The sequence below is a fragment of the Ignavibacteria bacterium genome (assembly GCA_017302895.1).
Taxonomy (GTDB): Bacteria; Bacteroidota; Ignavibacteria; order Ignavibacteriales; family Ignavibacteriaceae; genus UTCHB3.
Genome location: JAFLBV010000001.1, coordinates 1,633,783 through 1,651,253, shown reverse-complemented (window position 1 = coordinate 1,651,253; position 17,471 = coordinate 1,633,783). Strand labels below are relative to the sequence as shown.

Sequence of the window (17,471 nt, the reverse complement as noted above, 5' to 3'; positions counted from 1 at the left end):
TTGAATTTAGAGGTAGAATATGTCTATTATAACAGGCGTAAACAACAGTGCAAATGCGGTAGCTGCCAATCAGTTACCCGATAATGAAAAGGTTTTGGCTCTGGTGAAACCTTACCAGACTCCCCTTTTGCAGTTACTTTTTTTCTCTGCGGTTTCAAAAGCCAAGGAGGTAATCAATCAGATGGGAAAATTTGCATGGTTTGAGGACGCTTTTATGCCGCATCAGACCACAAACAAAACTACCATCTCGGCTCTCGGAACTCCTGCAACAATCACTCTGAATGCATCGAACTGTAACGATATTTCAATCTTTACACTTGATGACATTGTGTTGATTGAGGAAACTGATGCCATGGCATATGTTTCTTCGAGGTCAACAAATCAGGTGGTGCTGACCCACATTGACGGCACTTCTAACCTTACATCGCTTCAAACCGAAGGGATGTATCTTAAGGTCATAGGGAGCAGAAACCATGAGTATTCAGGTGTGAGAGGAACCGGCAGGAATGCAGAAGTTGAAAAGTTCAACTACCTGAATATTTTCTCCGATTCTGTGGCTTCTACAGGCAGGTATCAGGCAGGACAGAATTACACTGACTCTGTCGATCATGCTTCGCTGGTGATAAAAAAGATCGAGGAGTTAAAGCTGCAAGTTGAAAGGTATTTTCTTTTTGCACCGGCACAGGGATATGCCAGTGTTGGATCTTACAGAACCACTTGGGGACACGGATTTCAGGGAAGAATCACTTCAAATGTGAACAATTACACGACACTTGACGAGGACACTTTTGACGCACACCTTATGGAAGTGTTTGCAAAGGGTGCCGGCAGGAAAATCCACATGTGCGGAAGCGGACAGCTACTTGAGATCAACAAGTTCATCAAGAACCGGTACCAAATCAATCCGAATCCCGTTACATCAATTTACGGTGTGAACCTGACTGAGTATTTAACTCCTTTCGGCATCGTAGATGTTGTTTGGAATCCCGTAATGGACGGAAAGTATACCGATTACGGTTTCACGGTGGATGCGGAGAAAGTAAGACTTCGCTATATGGCAAACGACAAAAAAGGAAGCCGTAAATTCAGGATCGAGGAAGGTGTCGAGACTCCCGGAGTTGACGGCGTGACTGACAAGATCCTTTTTGATGTGGGACTTGAAATCCACAACGAAGAGTGCCACGGTATCCTCAAAAAAGCAATATAATTTGATCTCCCGAGAGGGGCGTCTTGTTTAGGCGTCTCTCTCTTTTTTTATCACGCAATTTGGAAAACGACATGTCACACAAATTCACTTTCATTTCAAAATACAGGAATTTTGGTATCACTCTCCCGGGTGGAGCAAGGGTAAAGTTTCAGGATAATCTTTTTGTCACGGAAGATGCTTCGCTTGCTGATAAGCTGAGAGCGTCATCGGTCTGCGGAAAGGATTTCAGCGAAACAACTCCTTCTGAAACGGAAGAGGTAAAAGGGAAAAAGAAGTAAGAAATGGCGATTATTACGCTTGCAGAAGTTAAGACGCTGCTCTCTATTTCAGACGATACAAAAGATGATCAGATTGAGATGATGATACCGATTGTAGAGGATTTTGTTGTGAGATACTGCAATGATGATTTTACCGATGGGGATGGCGTCACTTCTTTTCCTGCCGGGCTAAAGTTGCCGGCTTCACAGTTGATCAAGTTCGCAATGACGTACAAAGGTGTTAGCGGTGAAAGTATTGGGGACTATTCCGTATCGTTTTTTGGTGCTATTCCAGAGAGCATCAGGGCCGGTTTGAAACCGTACAAAAAGCTGAGATTTGTGTGAGTGTTAGCGACTACTACAAACAGAACTGTCAGCTTTATTCGGTTTCGAGAACTGTGGACTATGGTGGTGCTTTTAGTGAGAGTTATGTCAAGGTAGCCGACTTTATGGGGCGAATCAGGCTTTTACAGGGGCGTGAACGAGTGATAAACGAGAAGCAAGGTTATGAGTCTACACACAGAATTTATTGCTCCAAGTTGCTCTCTGTGAGTTTGACAGACCGGGTAAAAAATGGTCAGTACACTTTCGATGTGGTGAATGTGAACTACCTGAACGATGAAGCTGATCATATTGAAATTGATGTGAAGCTGGTGACGGAGTTATGAGTTTTATACTTTTCTTCATAGCCGGGTTATTGAACGGCGGTATGGACATGATCAAGTTCAACTGGAACAGGTTCATTTTCCAGACAGATTGGTGGTTAGAAAAAGGCGACTGGGCACCTGGTCTTAGAACATGGCTACAAAAACATGTTGCTACAATGTTCGCCGGGGGCTGGCACCTGCTGAAGTTTTTAATGGTGATTTCAATTGTTGGGACGGTACTGATGTACTCCCCTTTATTCGTTTGGTGGATTGATCTGGTGTTGATGTTTGCGGTATTTAGTACCGGCTTTATTTTAGGTTATTATTTCGTGTGGAGAAAGCGATAAATGTTTCTGAATTTTCTTAAAAGAATCTCTTACAAGCTGGTGGGTCGTTACCTTAAGATCGGCGAATATGTTGATCAGGTAACAAAGAAAAACGCTCTTACATTCCATTTTACAGCAGGGTACGGAGATGCAATCGCTACCGGCAACTACTTCGATCAGCAACCCGGAAAAGTAGCAACAACTTATGCTGCCGGCAGGGACGGAGTGATTGCGGAATTATTTCCACCTGCCAAGTGGGCGTATCATCTGGGTTCGACTCTTTTTAATGAAATGCGAACCATCGGGATAGAGATTCAAAACATCGGGCCACTCTGGAGCAGGAACGGCGTTATGGTGGATTGTTACGGCAATATTTACAAGGGTGAGTATGTCAGTTTTAAGACTCCATTCAAAGGCGTTTTTCACTGGGCAACTTTTACAGAAGCACAATACGAGAATGTGGGAAAATGGGCGGCTGAGAGATGTTTGGCGTTCGGGATCCCGCCAATAATCAACACGAATCTCGATTATGTCGAGAACAATGAAAAGCTCGTTGGGATCACAACGCACACGCATTTCAGGAAAGACAAATACGACATCGGGCCCGCATGGGACTGGGCACGGTTTAAGGTTTATTTCGATGCCGAGTATGCAAGATTGAAGGCTGCCGCATGAAATGGACAGAACGCGGACTTAGGAAGTACAGTGCCTTCCTGATCAGCCTGTTGGCTTACTGTGTGATCTTTTCTGTTACGGTTTTCGCCAAGTACATCGATAGCGCAAATATCCCTGCATTTGCGTTTCAGCTTGGAGTTGGAATTGCATCAGTAACAGGTGTTTTTTATGCAGGAAATGTTTTGAGTAAAAAGGTAGGATATGAGCAAAGGATTTTGGATTACAGCGGGAATTATCCTGTTGTTGGTGACAGTGCTGGTATTGATAACCGGCAGGAAACCCAATCCCAAAGAAGTACGGGAATATAAAGAGGGAACACCTGACACTGTATTTGTGAAAGGTGATCCTGATACTGTTTTTTTCTCCCGGGTGTATGAGAAGATTGTACAAGTGCCGGTGGAAAAGATTGTGAGCTTTGGCAGGGACAGTTCAAAAACGGACACAACTGTAAATCTTGAGAATGGTACTCTGACATTGGGATTAACTACTTATCCGGCGATTGAGTCTTTAAAACTCGACATCGATCTATTGACAGTTGATCGTGAAATTGTGAGAGTAGATACATTTAAGGTTACAAGGGTGGATACGCTAAACATTACAAAGGAAGTGAGTATCGAACCGGCTTGGTACGAAACCTGGTGGTTCGGTTCTCTTTTGACAACTGCCGTCGGGATCACGGCTATAATTCTGGGTAAGTAGTATGAGTAAAATTGATGAGGCGTTAAGAGAAAAAACCGCCTCCTTGCTGGAAATACAAGAACTTTCGAAACGGATTGACAGTCTCGAAAGTGCCGTTCGGGATCTGACAAAGATACTTAAGGACGATCTAAAGGAAACGAAGGATCGACAGACACAACTCGAGGACAAAGTGGAAAAGCTTGAAAGATTTAAGAATATGCTTATCGGAGCATTGATCCTTTCAAACATTATTGTCGGAATAATCGTGAAGTTCTTCTTGTGAAGGCTGAGTGGAACACTCCCGACCTGACGCTGATCAGGCAAAGGCTCGTTGACAAATTGACCATTGCAGGTGAAGTCGTGGCCAGTGCTGCAATCAAAAATTGTCCTGTAGATACTGGAAATCTGCGAGGCTCGATAACGGCTGAAGTTGATGAGAATGCCTTGGTTGCAAGAATCGGGACTCCTGTTGAGTACGCTCCCTACATTGAGTTTGGTACGGGTGAATATGCTGAAAATGGCGACGGAAGGAAGGGCGGCTGGTTCTTCGAATATGATGGGAACAAGGGCGAAAAGGGAAAGCGGTTTACCCGGGGAAATAAACCGCAACCGTTTTTAAGACCGGCTTTGATCGAAAACAAAGAGAAGATCAGGGGGATATTTAATGCTTCCTGAGTTACGCCATGTACTGTATGTTCGCCTAGAAACACTTATAGACAGAATTCCTGCTTTTTATGTTGAGGCTCCCTCTAATCAAGCACTCCCCTACATAGTTTTTTCAGGGTTAACAGGCGGTGTTCGTTGGGATACAATGAAAAAAGATGAAGAACAGTATGTCCAGATTAATGGGTACGGGACACTTAATGATGTTGAGTGGGCAAAAGAGAGAATAAGAAAGGAGTTAGACAATAACCCTTCATCTCTTGGTCAATTTATGTCCGGAGGCGAAACATTCACCGTTTACGACATAACAGAGCAAATAAACAGAGTTGCCAAATTAGGCGATGTTTGGCAATTCACATTACAATTCAAAATCACAATTCAAAAAAGTTGAGGCAGAAATGGCAAAAGTAGCCGGTAAAGGAATTTCTTTAAAGTTGGGAGCAGTCCCGACAGAAAAAGGCGTTGTTGATGTGAAGTTAACCCAGCAGGCTGGTGAGATAGATGTAACAGATACAATGTCAGCAGGTGATTCGAAAGAGTACCTTTCGGGTTTGGTGGACCGATCATTAACATTCGGAGCCTGGTTCAGAGATGATGACGCGGATCCTCTCGATGTTGGTGACACATCCGCATTCGAGTTGATTATCGGAGCAAAGAAGTTTTCGGGCAACCTTGTTATCACACAGGCTGATCTGGATGCATCAATGGCTGATGCAGTAAAGTACGCTTATACGGCAAGAATCACAGGTGCAGTAACATTCGGGACTGCGAGCTGATGAGCACTTTCGTGAATATTGGAGGGCTGAAGCTGAAAATATTTCCGCGGAAAGCCCTCGATGTTATCCAGTTAGCTGAATATGTTCGACGGTCTGAGCAGAGTAAAGAGCCGCAAAATCAGGTTTTTCAGTATGTTATGATAGTGCGAGACAGCTTGAAAAACAATATCGGAGAATATGCCTGGTGGAGAGTAATAACCCGGTGGCGCATAAAACGGGCTCTTTCTCTGAAGCGGATAGCGGGTTGTTTATCGTTGCTGGAATTAAGCGAAATTACCAGACTTATTTTGATCTCAGAGGGAATTTCTGAGAATGAGTTTGAAGCGCTTAAAAAAAAAGTGGAAGAGACAGCGACCTCGATGTAACGGACTACGAGCTGTGCGTATCCATCGTGATGAGCTTCTTTCACTTTGACGAAAACAGAGCTTTAGACATGGATATAAGTTCTTTCAGGAAGAGAGTGACTGATGCCATTCGATTAGGCAGTTTTCAAGCCGGTGCCGGGCTCGAGCTTGAGGACAAGGATTTGAAGAATAATCTTGAATATGAGGAGATGAAAAGGATTTGGAAAAAGGAGAATCGATAGGAGTTCTGTATGTTGAGATAAAAGCACAAAATGAAATCTCAAAAGAACTCTCTAAAATTCAGAGAGATGCGGCGAAAGGTGCTGATAATATAGAAGATCAGTTCAATTCGTTGCGTCTTAATATTCGTACCGACCTCATGAAAAAGAATATCAGTCAGATCAGACAGGATCATACGAAGTTGAAAGAGGAGCTGGAAAAACAAATCGTCCTCAATGCAAAATACGGTGATTTGGAGAAGTTGCAGGTGGAAATTGAGGAGTCGGAAAATGCTCTGAAAAAATTTGCCCGGCAAGCGGAGAAGACCGAAAAAGAAGTGGATGAGGGATTTATTTCGAAAGCGAAATCGAAATTCAGCTCGTTCGCCTCTGCGGTTACTACAATTTTTGCCGGTATGGCTATAGGCTCTTTTTTCAAATCATCTGTTGAAGCTTTTTTCGAGAGTGAGAAAGCCGCCGCCAGCCTGAAGCAACAACTTGGATATACCTCTGATTCGTTAAACGAGTTTGCCGCGGCAATACAAAATGTAACAGTTTATGAGGATGATCTCGTTGTGGGGGCTATGACACGAATAGCGGCGTTTACAAAAGATGAAGAGCAGATAAAGGCACTTACACAAGCATCCTTGGACCTTGCCGCAGCGAAAGGGATGGATCTTACATCAGCTGCTGATATGGTTGCAAAATCCTTTGGCAGTGAGACTAATGCCTTGGCTCGCGCTGGCATAGAAGTTGACGCTGTGGCGGGAAGTACGGAAAGACTGACTCAGGTGACAGATGGAATTGCAAGACTCTATGGTGGTCAAGCATCTGCTCAGGCGGCTACATACGGCGGAAAGTTGCAAATCTTAAAGAATAAATATGGAGATTTGAAAGAACAAATAGGGCAACAGCTTGCTCCCGCTCTTGGGGCTTTAAGCACCTATTTCGGTAAGACGACAGACCAGATGAAGAAGGGTGACACGGCGGGAAGCACCCTCAAAAAAACCTTTAATGCGATTGCAATAGTTGGCGTTTCATTATTCACATCCCTCAAAATAGTCTGGATAGCATTAACTACCCTGATAGCAGGAGTGATTGGTTTTGCGAATCTTGGGATTCAGGCGATCACAGTACCCTTCAAAACATTAATAAATCTTCTAAAAGCGGTTTCAGATATTGGTCCCAGTATAGTTGCAATTTTTAAAGGTGACTGGGCAAATGTTAATTTTGCCGGTATTACCTCAGCTGTAAAGAATGCTATTTTGGAACCGGTAACCGATGTTAAAAATGCCTTTAACAGAATGGTACAAATCGGGAAAGACGGTTGGGCAAAAATTGGGGACGAGGTGAAATTAGCTCGAGATTTTGGAGGAGCCTTAAAATATGAGGATTATTTAGACTCACATGCTAATCCGAATAGTGAGACAACAGGGTTAGACTCAAATGGACCCAATGAGACGGCGGATAACAAAGAACTCTTGGATAAAAAAGAGCAAAATTTAGAAGAGTATTATGATAAGGTAAAATGGCTGGATAAGGGTTATCAAAAGTTTCGGGAAGATCAGCTTGAAAAGGAGATCAAAGAACATAAAAAAATGTTGGGGAAAAAGTTTAATGAAGAATTGTTCCGCAAGCGGGAAATGCAAAAACTTGAGGAAGAAAGAATTAGTTTTTTAGAGGCAATTGATCAAAAGGAACAAGAGTTCGTCAATAATAAATACAAAACCTGGTATGAAAAGGCAAAATATTGGCAAGAAAAGTGGAAAGGCTCGGAAATTGCCGGAGACGAAGCTCTGCAAAAAATTAACCCGGCTGATGTTGCCTACAAACGGGATAAAAATCAAAATCCTCGCGGGCTTACTGCCAGTGGTTCATTACAATACGAACCAACAGCACCGAAGGATGGTTTTGAGGTGCTCAAGAATAATCTTAAGAAGAAAGAAAACTTCACCGGTTTAGAGTATCTGGACAATTTTAGTGCTTTGGAGGCGGTTAAAAAAATTACAGAGGGGACACTTGAAGCGAAGCTGGCTTTTGACGCCTTGGGAGATGCTGTAGCGCAAACCCTTTCATTCATTCGAATCCGATTTGCCGAGGATGCGAGCGACATAGAAAAGATTTGGGGGGGGATGATCAACAACATGATCGATAAATTAGCCGGGCTTCTTTCTCAATGGCTCTTATTCAATACGATTGCGGCATTTATCCCTGGTGCGGGTTTCGGTTCGATAGGATTTGGCAAGCTCTTGGGACTTCCCGAAGCGGCAACAGGCGGAACCTTTCTTGGAACGAATAACGGTGTGATGAAATTAGCAATGGGTGGTGACTTCATTGTTCCGCAGGGATTTGCCAATGATTCATATCCTATGTTGGTGCAATCAGGTGAACGGGTGAAGGTAACGCCAAGCGGAAAGGTGGGAGATGATGTAAGGCTATTAGCAGAAATCAAAAACGCAATTGAGGCTAACACACTCGACAGACGAATGCTTGGCTCACGACCTGTTATAGTGCAACCGAAAATTCAGATTGGTGACAGAGAGCTGACAAAAGAAGTTTCGAAGGTAAACAAAATTATCAGCAAGGAAGGGTGGAAACTGGAATGATCGCCATCCTCATCAACTCCGTTGATTTTTCAGACCATGTCGTTAAATGCGATAGAATCCCTGTTTGTGTTCGTAACAGGGATTTTTCTCCTGTTGCAGAGGGTTTTGGGTTTTCGCTTGGGTGGAATATTTCAGAAATTCCCGAGGTGGGCGATATCGTCGTTGTCAAGTACGGCACCACAAATATTTATCATGGCTACTTGACAAAAATTGCCAATAATTGGAATGAGAGAACTTACGATCTAACCGTCGAAAATTCTTTATTCAAACTTCGGAATGTCCTGATCGAATCGGCTAAACTTCGGAACCTTATCGTACAAACGAACGGCTTTGACACGGGTTCGGCTTTTACCGTAACCGAGGGTCTTTGTATGGCAACAGATCACGGACTTGTTACAGACCAGCCGATAATTTTCATGACGGATGGTACACTTCCCGCACCCCTGCGAGATGATCGATACTACTACGCTTTTTACGAAAGCTCTGACAGCTTTAGGGTCCGTCTGAAACCTGATGACCTTGGCTTTGTCGATCTAACTTCTCCCGGGAGCGGTACCAATAAGTTTATCCTTCCAGACCTGAATCTCTATAAAGAAATCGACAATGAAGAATGTCCAAACGCCAACCTTGCGTGGGCTCTCAAAATGATCTTCATTGCCGCTGGTCTGAAACTCGATACTACTGCGGTTGATGAGTTGGTTTTGTTTAGCACCAGTGTCGAGGGTGTGGGTACCGAGTATAAGTTCAAAGACATCAAGATTGATCTAAACATGTTGTTCGCTATCAATCAGGATTACGCTTTTAACAACACAAAAATTGATGATACGGACGGATATACCTACTTCCAAAACAAGGTGAATTCGCTTGATTTCCTCTTCTTTGTTTGCTCTATGTTCGGCTTTACTCTTCAATTTTACTCAGAAACAGGCGGGATAACTTATAAACTTTTGGCTCCGACCTCGTTCACATATTCGGTTGCTGACAACGATAAATTCAGCTTTTCGACCGAGACGCTCCCGGACGAACTTGTTTCCGGCTACTCTGCGGTGATTTCTTACAATACTGACAGAACGAAGTACAAAAACACAGTTGAGACGGATATCACAGATGTGAAAATCGTCTCTGTCGGAAATGCCGAAGAGGAAGTGAAGTGGTACTCTAATTTCATTCCACTTCTAAAAGACAAAAGAGGGGTTGCTTTACCCGGGAATGTGTTGCCTCTTTCTACATATCCCTACCCTCATACTTCGGCATTATATTTTAAAGTGAGATTCAAAGACTATGAACATCTGAGGGAAACGATTGAAACAAATGTAGTTTTAACTAACCCTTTCGTGGTGGAAAACTACATCAATCCCGAAAAACTGACAAGCGAAATTGTACAGGAGAATATACTTTGATTTTTGGAATATCGAAACCCAAGTTTGTATTTAGTGCCACCGACTACTTTCTCGATTATGCGGTACTCTCCCCTAACTACTCCATTCCCCAGAGCATGGAACAGACATCCGTTCTTACCGGTCACAGGGAATTGGTGGAAAAGGGAGATTATGCGGAGTTTACAGTCCTGGTGCATCTTCACAAATACGCGGACCCTCGGGCAAAATTTGAAGAGCTTTACCCGGCTTATCGACAGACCGTGAAGTTTTATCCGCATAGAGATGGTGAAGCTCTAAAGGACTTAAACGGTGATGATGCTCTTTTTATAGTAACTGAAATGAAGCCCGGGTATCTTTCTAACCTGGTTAATTTTGATATTCTCACAATCACTTTCAAGAGTAAAGATTATGTCGACCTTTCTGATCAGGTCGTTTATCCTCCTGATCCATCGGTAATAATAATGGCACAGGTGTAAAATGGCAACTTCAAAATTCCTTAGACTCTTTCTTACAAACGCCTGGGAACCTCTTCTCGGGGCTACAATTTACCTCGTACCACAGGCGAACAGTTATCCGACAGGAGCTATACTTCTTACTGCCCACCCGACTCGATCAGGTATATATGAAGCAGACGGAGTTGCTCACGGCGAGTATAAAATCTATATTGGTTCGGGAACGCCGACATTATACACGGAGAAAATTTGGGTTGGTGAAAACTTCATAACTATTATCGCTGACAAATTCGATGTGGTGACTAATCAGCTCACTACTGCCGGCATTATGGACAATGCCGTTACTGCTGCAAAAATCGGGAGTGGTCAGGTGACAAGTACTCATGTAGCTGCAGAGAACATCAATGCAGCACATCTTGCATCGAATGCCGTAACAACTGCCAAGATAATAGACGGAGCGGTTACAGAGGCAAAGCTCGCATCAAACTCGGTTTCATCAGGGAAAATAGTTGATGGTTCTGTTACTGCTGCGAAAATCGCAACAGGAGCGGTTACAGAGACCAAAATAGGAGCTCTGGCGGTTACTACCGGAAAGATTGCGGACGGAGCCATTACAAGCATCAAGCTTGCAAACGATGCGGTAAACGGCACTAAGATCGAGGACAACTCGGTAAGTGCCAACAAGCTCGCTGAAAATGCCGTTACGGAGCTTAAGATTGCCAATTCAGCGGTCACGGCGAACAAGATTGCCACTAATGCCGTAACAACAGATAAAATCATTAATGCCGGTGTGACAGATCTCAAGATAGCAAACGGAGCTGTAACAGAGTTGAAGCTGGCAACTGATTCTGTGAGCACTTCAAAAATCGTAAACGATGCCGTTACCAAGGCAAAGCTAAACCCGGATGTGATTGATCCAAGCGGTCTGCTTGCACAGAATCTTGATGGCTCACTTAAAGTTGATGTTGATGGGGTGTCGCTTGGAACCGGTTACGGTTACCAGCTCTCAATCCTTGACGGTGGTGTTGATAAGAGCCACATCAATTCGAATGTAGCAGGTGCGGGACTTGGCAAGAATTTGGACGGAGCCTTGGAAGTTAAAACTGACGGAGTATCACTCGAGGTGGTCTCCGATCAGATCAGGCTAAAGCGAAAAGAGATATACGGGATCCTGCAATTTTCGGGCGGTGGAAGATCTTTCACACAGTCTTACAATTCAGCCGGTGTTACATTGTCTGTGACACGCGATGATGTCGGAGTTTATTCAATCACGGTTTCAGGCTCGGTTTTAACAGTTTCAAAAACAGTCTGTTCAATTCAAGCACTGGTACCGGCACAGATTCACATCGGAATTAGAAGATATTCAGATACCGTGATTCGGATTGAGTCCGAAGACCCTTCTGGATCCGCCGTTGACCTCGATGGAAGTTTCTACTTAAGTGTGGTTGTTTTCCCCTAAACCTGATTGATCCACCAGATGACCCTCGTATGCTTTAGTGTACGGGGGTTTTTTGTTCCTTCCCACCCAACCTTTAGAGAATTTCTAACATTTTAAAAATTAAAAAAAAAGTACTTGACTTGTGTAGTGTGATTGTAGTATATTTGTAGTAGAGTTTAACACAATTTTGTAACAACACAACGGAGTATAAAATGGCTTGCTGGAACACACACATTGAAACAACAGAGAATAAAGTTGTTGTTAAAAGCGGAACAAGAGACCACTCATATTACGGAAAATTCTGGGTGGCAAAAATCACAGGCACCGACCCTAAATGGGGACTGAAAAGAGAATTTGTAAACGGGAAAGACGAAGCCCGTATTTCTGAGGATGGCATCTATCAGGTATTCAGAACCTGCCAGTACGCAAAAAGGGATGAAAATTACTTCATTCGGGTAACCGGTAACACTTATGTTGTAATCAGCAAAGAAGAGGCAATTCAGCACTTTGAAAGTATTGCAGCTTAATTTCACAGGGGAGCCTCACAGCTCCCCATTCAACATAAACGGAGAATTAAAATGACACCTGAGCGTTTTGAAGAAATATTAAAGAACAATGGTTTTGAGCCGGTGGAATGGTTTTATAGAGATGTTAGAATATTGTCATTAAGACATTATGGTGGTGCATTAAGCGAAGGATTGAGAATCAATTTTGTAGAATCAGAAAGTCATATACCATTAATGGAATTGGAGACATTCGATAGTGAAATGGTTGAATTCAAACCAGAAGTCACAGAGGCTATTGCTTATTGTATCATTAATTTTAACGCAGTTTGGAATTATTTTTATCAGAAAGGAACAACAAAATGAACAACAAAATGAACATAATTGAATTAGCACACCTGGTTAAATGCCATGTATTGGATACAACCCCTCGCAATGTGGTAAGCACAAAACGGCTTATCGCCACAGATGAAAATGCAACAACCTTTCTCGATGTGCAAGATACATCAAAAGAGGGACTGATTTACTTTGATTGTATTTTCCGAGATGGGCAGGTACGGTTGAGCGAAGTGAAAAGAAACACAGCCCGGAAAGCTATTAATGCGCAGGTATCCGAGGAAACTTACGACAAGCTGAATCGCATGGCGGTAGATCAGAAGCGGAGTATGACAAGCATGATCGAGTGGTTAGTCGAAGAAAAGTATCGACAAACTTTCGGAGAGTAGATTTAGATACCCTCTTCGGAGGGTATCTTTTTTTATTCTAAGGCAGATTATCCGGGTTGTAAAATTGAAGAAGAACTTAATCAGAATTTGGATTTCTGTTATACTTTCTGTTATACTCTTCAACATGAACCAACTTTATTAAAGCAAAAAGCCCTTGTAACTTCTTTAATTACAAGGGCTTATTTTTGTGCACCTTGCGGGACTCGAACCCGCGACCTGATGATTAAGAGTCATATGCTCTACCAACTGAGCTAAAGGTGCACCGCAAAATTACTCAAAATATTTTATATTGCAAAATTGTTCTCGAATTTTCCGGAACATTTAAAACGGAATTGTTTCATTCCTGTTCCGTTTAACCGCTTTTTGTTAATTCTTCAGTAAAAGGAGATATTCTGAATCTTCAGGTCATCTGGGACCGGATCAGCTATGCTGTTACAATCCCCTCTCTTTTCATTGCGATACTCTGGATCATTAAATTGACCGAATGGTTCACCGGGATATCTCTCTCCTGGCTTGGAATAGCCCCGAGGGATACCGATCATATCCTTGGGATTTTTCTCTCTCCCCTCATCCATGGTGATTTCAGACATCTGATGTCGAACACACCACCACTGTTTGTTTTGGGCTTTCTTGTGCTCTTCTTTTACCCTGTCGGCTCCAGAAAAGCAATCCCGCTGATGTATGTGCTCGGCGGAATAATCCTTTGGGTCATCGGCAGACCGGCTATTCATATCGGAGCGTCCACACTGGTTTACGGACTGGCATCGTTTCTGTTTTTCAGCGGAGTGGTAAGAAGAGATATCCGTTCGATAGCGCTCGCTCTCCTTGTGGTGTTTGTTTATGGAGGTTCTCTTTCGATGGGACTTCTCCCCGTCGATTCGGGGATATCATGGGAAGGACACCTCTCGGGTGGAATTGCAGGCATGATTTCAGCCATGCTCTACAGAAAATATGACCCCCCTAAAAAATATTCATGGGAAGAAGAGGATGAGACTGAAACTGATGTGAAACGGTACTACAAAGACAATTATTTTACTTGAAATTGTATCTCTTTTTGAAATAAGCATAGGCTGAGTTTATCCGTTTGGATGCCTCTTCAGCCCGTTTCCCCTCCTGAGCATTCGAACCCGCTTTCGAGTCGGGGTGGCTCTCCTTCATCCGTTCCCTGTATTTTTTCTTGATGTTTTCCTTGCTGTAGTCGCCATTCAAACCGAGGATGTCGCCGTAATATTTATCCATCGGATCGATATATTTTCCCCCTGTTCCTGATGAGGATGTGTAGCTGCTTCCGCCGGAGCTTCCTCGTGAGTAGCGGCTCGAACCTGATGCGCTAGCATTGTCGTAATCCCTGACAAGGTGCTCCCTGCCGATCAGAAGAAAATGGTAGAGATTCTGTGTCCTGTACCCGAATGCGTGCAGGTAAATCAGGAGCAGGTCACCATACGGTTCGGTCTCCATCGAGAGTTTGCTTGCCTCCAGATACAACTCATGAAGCAGTTTGGGAATGTCGTAGTGATGCTCATTCCCGTTCAGTCCTTCATCCGCAAATGGATTGATCAGGCGAAAGACACTCTTCAACCAAGTATTATCCTGCCTCGAATTGCTGAGTTTGTAGAGGATGAGAAAATCCCTCAGCATATCTTTTTGGGGCACCCTCGCCATTATTCCGGGCTCCAGGGTACTGCATATCAGTTTCATATAGGTAGCCCGCCCAAGGAGGTCCATCAACCCCTCAAGATTTACTCCAAAAAGTGAGAGAACCACTTTATTGATGGCAGGCACAATGAGCAGGTCCTCGGCACCAAATCCGCCCGTAAGAAAAGCAGCCAGCCAGCCGGCACCTTTTGCGATGTTACGCGAAAGTTTCACCTTGTCGAGACCCTGCATTATTTCATTTCTGATCTCACCCGCAATTGTGTATGCCTCGTTATACCGGCTCTGATCATAATATTTCTGAGCCAGCCGGTATTTCTTTTCCAATTCGTAGTAGTTCAAGAGGTCCATTGTGTTTGTTAGATGAATGATGCAACAGAAAAAAGAAAGGCTGCCCGTAATGAGACAGCCTTAAAAATCAGGATTACAAAATGACTAAAGATCCCCGGCTCTCTTCATCTGGAAATACATGCTTCGTGTCATTTCATATCTCCAGACAAGTCCGTCAACGGGATCAACATAATCATCAGTCCTTACAAAACGGAGTTTGTTCAGTATGTGGTTCGATGCATTCACTTCAGGTCTTGTATGCGCGACAACTTTAATAATCGAACTGTCCTTAAACGAAAAATGAAGAAAAGCCCTGGCAGCTTCGGTTGCATATCCTCTGTTGCGGTACTTTTCAGCTGTACCATATCCGATTTCAACAACACCGTTGTTCGGCTTCCCTTTGAATCCACCGGCACCAATAAGTGCCTTGTCTTTTCTGTGTACAAAAAGGTAGAAACCCCACTCGCCAAATCCCGGTCCGTGTGCCAGTAAACTGTAGATGAACTCGAGTGCCTCAGGGAACTCCAGGTATCCCTTCTCCACTTTTAAGCCAAATTCCTTCTCAAAAAGAGACTCGTCCTCTTTTAACAGCTCGATATGACGGGCTTTTGAGTTGACAAGATCAAGATTTTCTGTTTTGATTACAAATGGTTCTAGCATGAAATGAATTTTTCCGGAAAAAATAAAAAAACTAACTTTTAATGTAACTTATTTTTTGACCGAAATAAAGTCATTTATTTTGCTGAACTACTTTAAACTTGTCGCCTGATACTCAAGGACCACCTGGGAACCCGAGTAGAGATACAGAATGCCGTTGTTTACTGTAAATCTGTCAACTTTTTTAAGCGCCTGAAAATAGTTGATCTCCAGATTCATATCGTCACAAGCCATCTTTGTGGAACCGAGGTCACCAAAAGTTATCCTGTCACCCGATACGGTTACATTTCCAAAATACTGGTTGCAGCTTGAATTGCCGCCAAAACTGTTCACACCTGCAACCACTGCCAAAGTGACATCATTCGCATATGCAGGTTTAACCGCAGCCTGACCGTTTATTTTTACCAGTTTCCAGGCGTTGCTGTAAAGAACTCCCGTATCGGAGAGTTTGACCAAAGATCCACACCCTGCAAATAGCATCAACAGGAGGAGTGGTGTAATAATTTTAATCGTTCGTTTCATTTTTCTTCCTCGAATATAATTGAAAATTTAATGATGGTTTTACTGAATGAAAGTTCAGTTTGTTCCCCGTCTCCGGTTCTTCCATCCTGAAACCGTGACAATTAAAACTTTTCGTTTATTAAAAAATCGAAACTTCATATATTGTCACTTTCAATTTAACTCTTTCCGGAGATTTTCAATGTACTTTACAATAAATGCCGAAGATAATAAATTCTTTATCCTTTGCGACGGTTCTCTGAACGCTGTTGCAGTTGAGGAATTCAGAAATACCGTGGAGCCCTTCATTCGTGATTACCGAGCCCCTGTCGTTATAGACCTCGACAAGGTTGACTATGTTTCCTCTGCCGGTATCAGAGCCTTTCTGCTCCTCTTCAGAGCTGCAATGGCAAAAAGTCCCGAAGTCGGCGTACATTTCATGGACATGGTTTCAATTATAAATATCTCTCCTCAGGTACAGCAGATTCTCGATATCTCCGGTCTTTCCGATTCGATAAGACAATGGTCGGAGGAGAGAGATTCTCTTCATTAAAAGGAACTTTTTAGTTAACCTGTGGATTTATTCAAATAAAAAGAGAGTTAATGAGCAGAATAAACATTGAAGACAACCGCATAAAAAGATACCTCCTCTTCGGGCTCGGTTTTGCGTTTATGGTACTCGGAATCATCGGGTTTATCATCCCCTTGATGCCCGGCACCATCTTCCTGATCCTTGCATCGATATTTTTTGCGAGAAGTTCGGAGAAATTCCACAATCTTATCCTCCACAACAGATTCGTAGGGAAATATATCCACTACTATCACAACGGAGGCAAAATGCCCCTGAGAGCAAAAATTATCACCGTTGGAATAATTGTTGTTTCCCTCACCATCTCAGCAGCCTTCACATTTTGGATAAACTGAACAAAAAGAACAACCCGCCACTGCACGGTGTCAAAACAATCGCGCCGGTTTCTCATGACGGGAATGCTGCAAACCTTCAGGAACGCTTGAATAAACTCTCCCTGATGGTTTATCTGGCAGCAGGTGACATGGAAATTCATGAAACCGAATGGGATCTCATAAAAGACAAAGGGGAAAAACTCGGTTTCTCTTCCGGTGAAACAGATGAAATTATCAAGTCACCGGCAAATTTCCTCCATGTAGTAATCCCGGAACGAAAAAGAGACAAACTCTCTCTGATCTACGACCTCCTCAATCTGATGCTGGCAGACGGGAAGGTAACAGTTGAAGAAGTTGCCATCATTTCCAAAATTAGTTTCCTCTTCGGAATCCCCGCCATCAAACTCAAAACCTTCTATATCCAGCTCGTTGAAGCCGGCAATAAGGGTGTCACCAAGGAAGAATTTCTGCACACAATGGAAATCTTTATCTGACCTCACCTTTTACCTCAATTAGTGTCTTTCATCACTTGATTT

28 protein-coding genes and 1 tRNA gene are annotated in these 17,471 nt (G+C 43.2%); 25 read left to right on the top strand and 4 right to left on the bottom strand.

The genetic code is table 11. The annotated features are described in order from the left end of the window. Positions 1-19 precede the first annotated feature (19 nt). The 21 genes from J0L60_06600 (at position 20) to J0L60_06500 (ending at position 12,894) form a co-directional block, all read left to right on the top strand. On the top strand, positions 20-1,207 hold the full coding sequence (locus J0L60_06600) for a DUF5309 family protein (protein ID MBN8545786.1): 1,188 nt from the start codon (positions 20-22) through the stop codon (positions 1,205-1,207). Positions 1,208-1,278: 71 nt separating this feature from the next. Next, entirely contained in the window at positions 1,279-1,485 is a 207-nt protein-coding gene (locus tag J0L60_06595) for a hypothetical protein (GenBank protein ID MBN8545785.1), read from the top strand. A 3-nt stretch (positions 1,486-1,488) separates the two neighbouring features. Next, on the top strand, positions 1,489-1,809 hold the full coding sequence (locus tag J0L60_06590) for a phage head-tail connector protein (GenBank protein ID MBN8545784.1): 321 nt from the start codon (positions 1,489-1,491) through the stop codon (positions 1,807-1,809). Continuing rightward, entirely contained in the window at positions 1,806-2,132 is a 327-nt protein-coding gene (locus J0L60_06585) for a head-tail adaptor protein (protein MBN8545783.1), read from the top strand. The genes J0L60_06590 and J0L60_06585 overlap by 4 nt, the downstream gene beginning before the upstream one ends. Beyond that, positions 2,129-2,458, top strand: a complete 330-nt coding sequence (locus J0L60_06580; GenBank protein ID MBN8545782.1) for a hypothetical protein — start codon at positions 2,129-2,131, stop codon at positions 2,456-2,458. The genes J0L60_06585 and J0L60_06580 overlap by 4 nt, the downstream gene beginning before the upstream one ends. Beyond that, positions 2,459-3,112: an N-acetylmuramoyl-L-alanine amidase gene (locus J0L60_06575; GenBank protein MBN8545781.1), complete on the top strand. Its 654-nt coding sequence runs from the start codon at positions 2,459-2,461 to the stop codon at positions 3,110-3,112. Continuing rightward, positions 3,109-3,420, top strand: a complete 312-nt coding sequence (locus J0L60_06570) for a hypothetical protein (protein ID MBN8545780.1) — start codon at positions 3,109-3,111, stop codon at positions 3,418-3,420. The genes J0L60_06575 and J0L60_06570 overlap by 4 nt, the downstream gene beginning before the upstream one ends. Then, positions 3,314-3,811 (top strand): hypothetical protein, encoded by a 498-nt coding sequence (locus tag J0L60_06565; GenBank protein ID MBN8545779.1) that lies wholly within the window; start codon positions 3,314-3,316, stop codon positions 3,809-3,811. Before J0L60_06570 ends, J0L60_06565 begins: the two co-directional genes overlap by 107 nt. Position 3,812: 1 nt before the next feature. Further along, complete coding sequence (locus tag J0L60_06560; GenBank protein ID MBN8545778.1) at positions 3,813-4,073, top strand: hypothetical protein; 261 nt, start codon at positions 3,813-3,815, stop codon at positions 4,071-4,073. After that, positions 4,070-4,465: an HK97 gp10 family phage protein gene (locus J0L60_06555; protein ID MBN8545777.1), complete on the top strand. Its 396-nt coding sequence runs from the start codon at positions 4,070-4,072 to the stop codon at positions 4,463-4,465. Before J0L60_06560 ends, J0L60_06555 begins: the two co-directional genes overlap by 4 nt. Further along, complete coding sequence (locus J0L60_06550) at positions 4,455-4,844, top strand: hypothetical protein (GenBank protein MBN8545776.1); 390 nt, start codon at positions 4,455-4,457, stop codon at positions 4,842-4,844. The genes J0L60_06555 and J0L60_06550 overlap by 11 nt, the downstream gene beginning before the upstream one ends. 7 nt (positions 4,845-4,851) lie before the next feature. Continuing rightward, positions 4,852-5,229, top strand: a complete 378-nt coding sequence (locus tag J0L60_06545; GenBank protein MBN8545775.1) for a hypothetical protein — start codon at positions 4,852-4,854, stop codon at positions 5,227-5,229. Next, on the top strand, positions 5,229-5,594 hold the full coding sequence (locus J0L60_06540) for a hypothetical protein (GenBank protein ID MBN8545774.1): 366 nt from the start codon (positions 5,229-5,231) through the stop codon (positions 5,592-5,594). The genes J0L60_06545 and J0L60_06540 overlap by 1 nt, the downstream gene beginning before the upstream one ends. A 29-nt stretch (positions 5,595-5,623) precedes the next feature. Then, positions 5,624-5,815, top strand: coding sequence for a hypothetical protein (locus tag J0L60_06535; protein MBN8545773.1), 192 nt, complete (start codon positions 5,624-5,626; stop codon positions 5,813-5,815). A gap of 179 nt (positions 5,816-5,994) precedes the next feature. Then, positions 5,995-8,397: a hypothetical protein gene (locus J0L60_06530; GenBank protein ID MBN8545772.1), complete on the top strand. Its 2,403-nt coding sequence runs from the start codon at positions 5,995-5,997 to the stop codon at positions 8,395-8,397. Further along, positions 8,394-9,797 (top strand): hypothetical protein, encoded by a 1,404-nt coding sequence (locus J0L60_06525; GenBank protein ID MBN8545771.1) that lies wholly within the window; start codon positions 8,394-8,396, stop codon positions 9,795-9,797. The genes J0L60_06530 and J0L60_06525 overlap by 4 nt, the downstream gene beginning before the upstream one ends. After that, complete coding sequence (locus J0L60_06520; protein MBN8545770.1) at positions 9,794-10,252, top strand: hypothetical protein; 459 nt, start codon at positions 9,794-9,796, stop codon at positions 10,250-10,252. Before J0L60_06525 ends, J0L60_06520 begins: the two co-directional genes overlap by 4 nt. Before the next feature lies 1 nt (position 10,253). Beyond that, positions 10,254-11,687, top strand: coding sequence for a hypothetical protein (locus J0L60_06515; GenBank protein ID MBN8545769.1), 1,434 nt, complete (start codon positions 10,254-10,256; stop codon positions 11,685-11,687). A 191-nt stretch (positions 11,688-11,878) separates the two neighbouring features. Beyond that, a complete protein-coding gene (locus J0L60_06510) occupies positions 11,879-12,193 on the top strand; it encodes a hypothetical protein (protein ID MBN8545768.1) in 315 nt (104 codons plus the stop codon). 51 nt (positions 12,194-12,244) lie between these two features. Next, the gene (locus tag J0L60_06505; GenBank protein MBN8545767.1) at positions 12,245-12,535 is read left to right on the top strand and encodes a hypothetical protein; all 291 of its coding nucleotides are present in this window, start codon (positions 12,245-12,247) and stop codon (positions 12,533-12,535) included. 50 nt (positions 12,536-12,585) lie between these two features. Beyond that, positions 12,586-12,894 (top strand): hypothetical protein, encoded by a 309-nt coding sequence (locus J0L60_06500; protein MBN8545766.1) that lies wholly within the window; start codon positions 12,586-12,588, stop codon positions 12,892-12,894. Positions 12,895-13,082: 188 nt separating this feature from the next. Here the strand turns inward: J0L60_06500 and J0L60_06495 are convergent. Next, positions 13,083-13,155: transfer RNA gene (locus J0L60_06495), tRNA-Lys, on the bottom strand. 215 nt (positions 13,156-13,370) lie between these two features. Between J0L60_06495 and J0L60_06490 the strand changes: the two genes are divergently transcribed. After that, entirely contained in the window at positions 13,371-13,934 is a 564-nt protein-coding gene (locus J0L60_06490) for a rhomboid family intramembrane serine protease (protein ID MBN8545765.1), read from the top strand. Here the strand turns inward: J0L60_06490 and J0L60_06485 are convergent. The 3 genes from J0L60_06485 to J0L60_06475 form a co-directional block, all read right to left on the bottom strand. Continuing rightward, positions 13,927-14,898: a J domain-containing protein gene (locus J0L60_06485; GenBank protein MBN8545764.1), complete on the bottom strand. Its 972-nt coding sequence runs from the start codon at positions 14,896-14,898 to the stop codon at positions 13,927-13,929. The two genes, J0L60_06490 and J0L60_06485, sit on opposite strands and share 8 nt — an antisense overlap. 84 nt (positions 14,899-14,982) lie before the next feature. Then, positions 14,983-15,537 (bottom strand): GNAT family N-acetyltransferase, encoded by a 555-nt coding sequence (locus tag J0L60_06480; protein MBN8545763.1) that lies wholly within the window; start codon positions 15,535-15,537, stop codon positions 14,983-14,985. 87 nt (positions 15,538-15,624) lie between these two features. Beyond that, positions 15,625-16,056 carry an META domain-containing protein gene (locus tag J0L60_06475; protein MBN8545762.1) on the bottom strand — a complete coding sequence of 144 codons (432 nt, stop codon included), beginning with the start codon at positions 16,054-16,056 and terminating at the stop codon, positions 15,625-15,627. Positions 16,057-16,234: 178 nt separating this feature from the next. Here J0L60_06475 and J0L60_06470 point away from each other — a divergent pair, with 178 nt between their 5' ends. The 3 genes from J0L60_06470 to J0L60_06460 are packed head-to-tail and all read left to right on the top strand — an operon-like array spanning position 16,235 to position 17,429. Beyond that, entirely contained in the window at positions 16,235-16,585 is a 351-nt protein-coding gene (locus tag J0L60_06470) for an STAS domain-containing protein (GenBank protein ID MBN8545761.1), read from the top strand. A 50-nt stretch (positions 16,586-16,635) separates the two neighbouring features. Next, complete coding sequence (locus J0L60_06465) at positions 16,636-16,956, top strand: YbaN family protein (GenBank protein MBN8545760.1); 321 nt, start codon at positions 16,636-16,638, stop codon at positions 16,954-16,956. After that, on the top strand, positions 16,944-17,429 hold the full coding sequence (locus tag J0L60_06460; GenBank protein ID MBN8545759.1) for a TerB family tellurite resistance protein: 486 nt from the start codon (positions 16,944-16,946) through the stop codon (positions 17,427-17,429). The genes J0L60_06465 and J0L60_06460 overlap by 13 nt, the downstream gene beginning before the upstream one ends. Positions 17,430-17,471 lie beyond the last annotated feature (42 nt).

Bases quoted from the DNA above. Each gene is read 5' to 3' on its own strand.
- J0L60_06600 (MBN8545786.1), top strand. From the start codon at position 20: ATGTCTATTATAACAGGCGTAAACAACAGTGCAAATGCGGTAGCTGCC.
- J0L60_06595 (MBN8545785.1), top strand. From the start codon at position 1,279: ATGTCACACAAATTCACTTTCATTTCAAAATACAGGAATTTTGGTATC.
- J0L60_06590 (MBN8545784.1), top strand. From the start codon at position 1,489: ATGGCGATTATTACGCTTGCAGAAGTTAAGACGCTGCTCTCTATTTCA.
- J0L60_06580 (MBN8545782.1), top strand. From the start codon at position 2,129: ATGAGTTTTATACTTTTCTTCATAGCCGGGTTATTGAACGGCGGTATG.
- J0L60_06575 (MBN8545781.1), top strand. From the start codon at position 2,459: ATGTTTCTGAATTTTCTTAAAAGAATCTCTTACAAGCTGGTGGGTCGT.
- J0L60_06570 (MBN8545780.1), top strand. From the start codon at position 3,109: ATGAAATGGACAGAACGCGGACTTAGGAAGTACAGTGCCTTCCTGATC.
- J0L60_06565 (MBN8545779.1), top strand. From the start codon at position 3,314: ATGAGCAAAGGATTTTGGATTACAGCGGGAATTATCCTGTTGTTGGTG.
- J0L60_06560 (MBN8545778.1), top strand. From the start codon at position 3,813: ATGAGTAAAATTGATGAGGCGTTAAGAGAAAAAACCGCCTCCTTGCTG.
- J0L60_06550 (MBN8545776.1), top strand. From the start codon at position 4,455: ATGCTTCCTGAGTTACGCCATGTACTGTATGTTCGCCTAGAAACACTT.
- J0L60_06545 (MBN8545775.1), top strand. From the start codon at position 4,852: ATGGCAAAAGTAGCCGGTAAAGGAATTTCTTTAAAGTTGGGAGCAGTC.
- J0L60_06540 (MBN8545774.1), top strand. From the start codon at position 5,229: ATGAGCACTTTCGTGAATATTGGAGGGCTGAAGCTGAAAATATTTCCG.
- J0L60_06535 (MBN8545773.1), top strand. From the start codon at position 5,624: ATGAGCTTCTTTCACTTTGACGAAAACAGAGCTTTAGACATGGATATA.
- J0L60_06525 (MBN8545771.1), top strand. From the start codon at position 8,394: ATGATCGCCATCCTCATCAACTCCGTTGATTTTTCAGACCATGTCGTT.
- J0L60_06515 (MBN8545769.1), top strand. From the start codon at position 10,254: ATGGCAACTTCAAAATTCCTTAGACTCTTTCTTACAAACGCCTGGGAA.
- J0L60_06510 (MBN8545768.1), top strand. From the start codon at position 11,879: ATGGCTTGCTGGAACACACACATTGAAACAACAGAGAATAAAGTTGTT.
- J0L60_06505 (MBN8545767.1), top strand. From the start codon at position 12,245: ATGACACCTGAGCGTTTTGAAGAAATATTAAAGAACAATGGTTTTGAG.
- J0L60_06485 (MBN8545764.1), bottom strand. From the start codon at position 14,898: ATGGACCTCTTGAACTACTACGAATTGGAAAAGAAATACCGGCTGGCT.
- J0L60_06480 (MBN8545763.1), bottom strand. From the start codon at position 15,537: ATGCTAGAACCATTTGTAATCAAAACAGAAAATCTTGATCTTGTCAAC.
- J0L60_06475 (MBN8545762.1), bottom strand. From the start codon at position 16,056: ATGAAACGAACGATTAAAATTATTACACCACTCCTCCTGTTGATGCTA.
- J0L60_06470 (MBN8545761.1), top strand. From the start codon at position 16,235: ATGTACTTTACAATAAATGCCGAAGATAATAAATTCTTTATCCTTTGC.
- J0L60_06465 (MBN8545760.1), top strand. From the start codon at position 16,636: ATGAGCAGAATAAACATTGAAGACAACCGCATAAAAAGATACCTCCTC.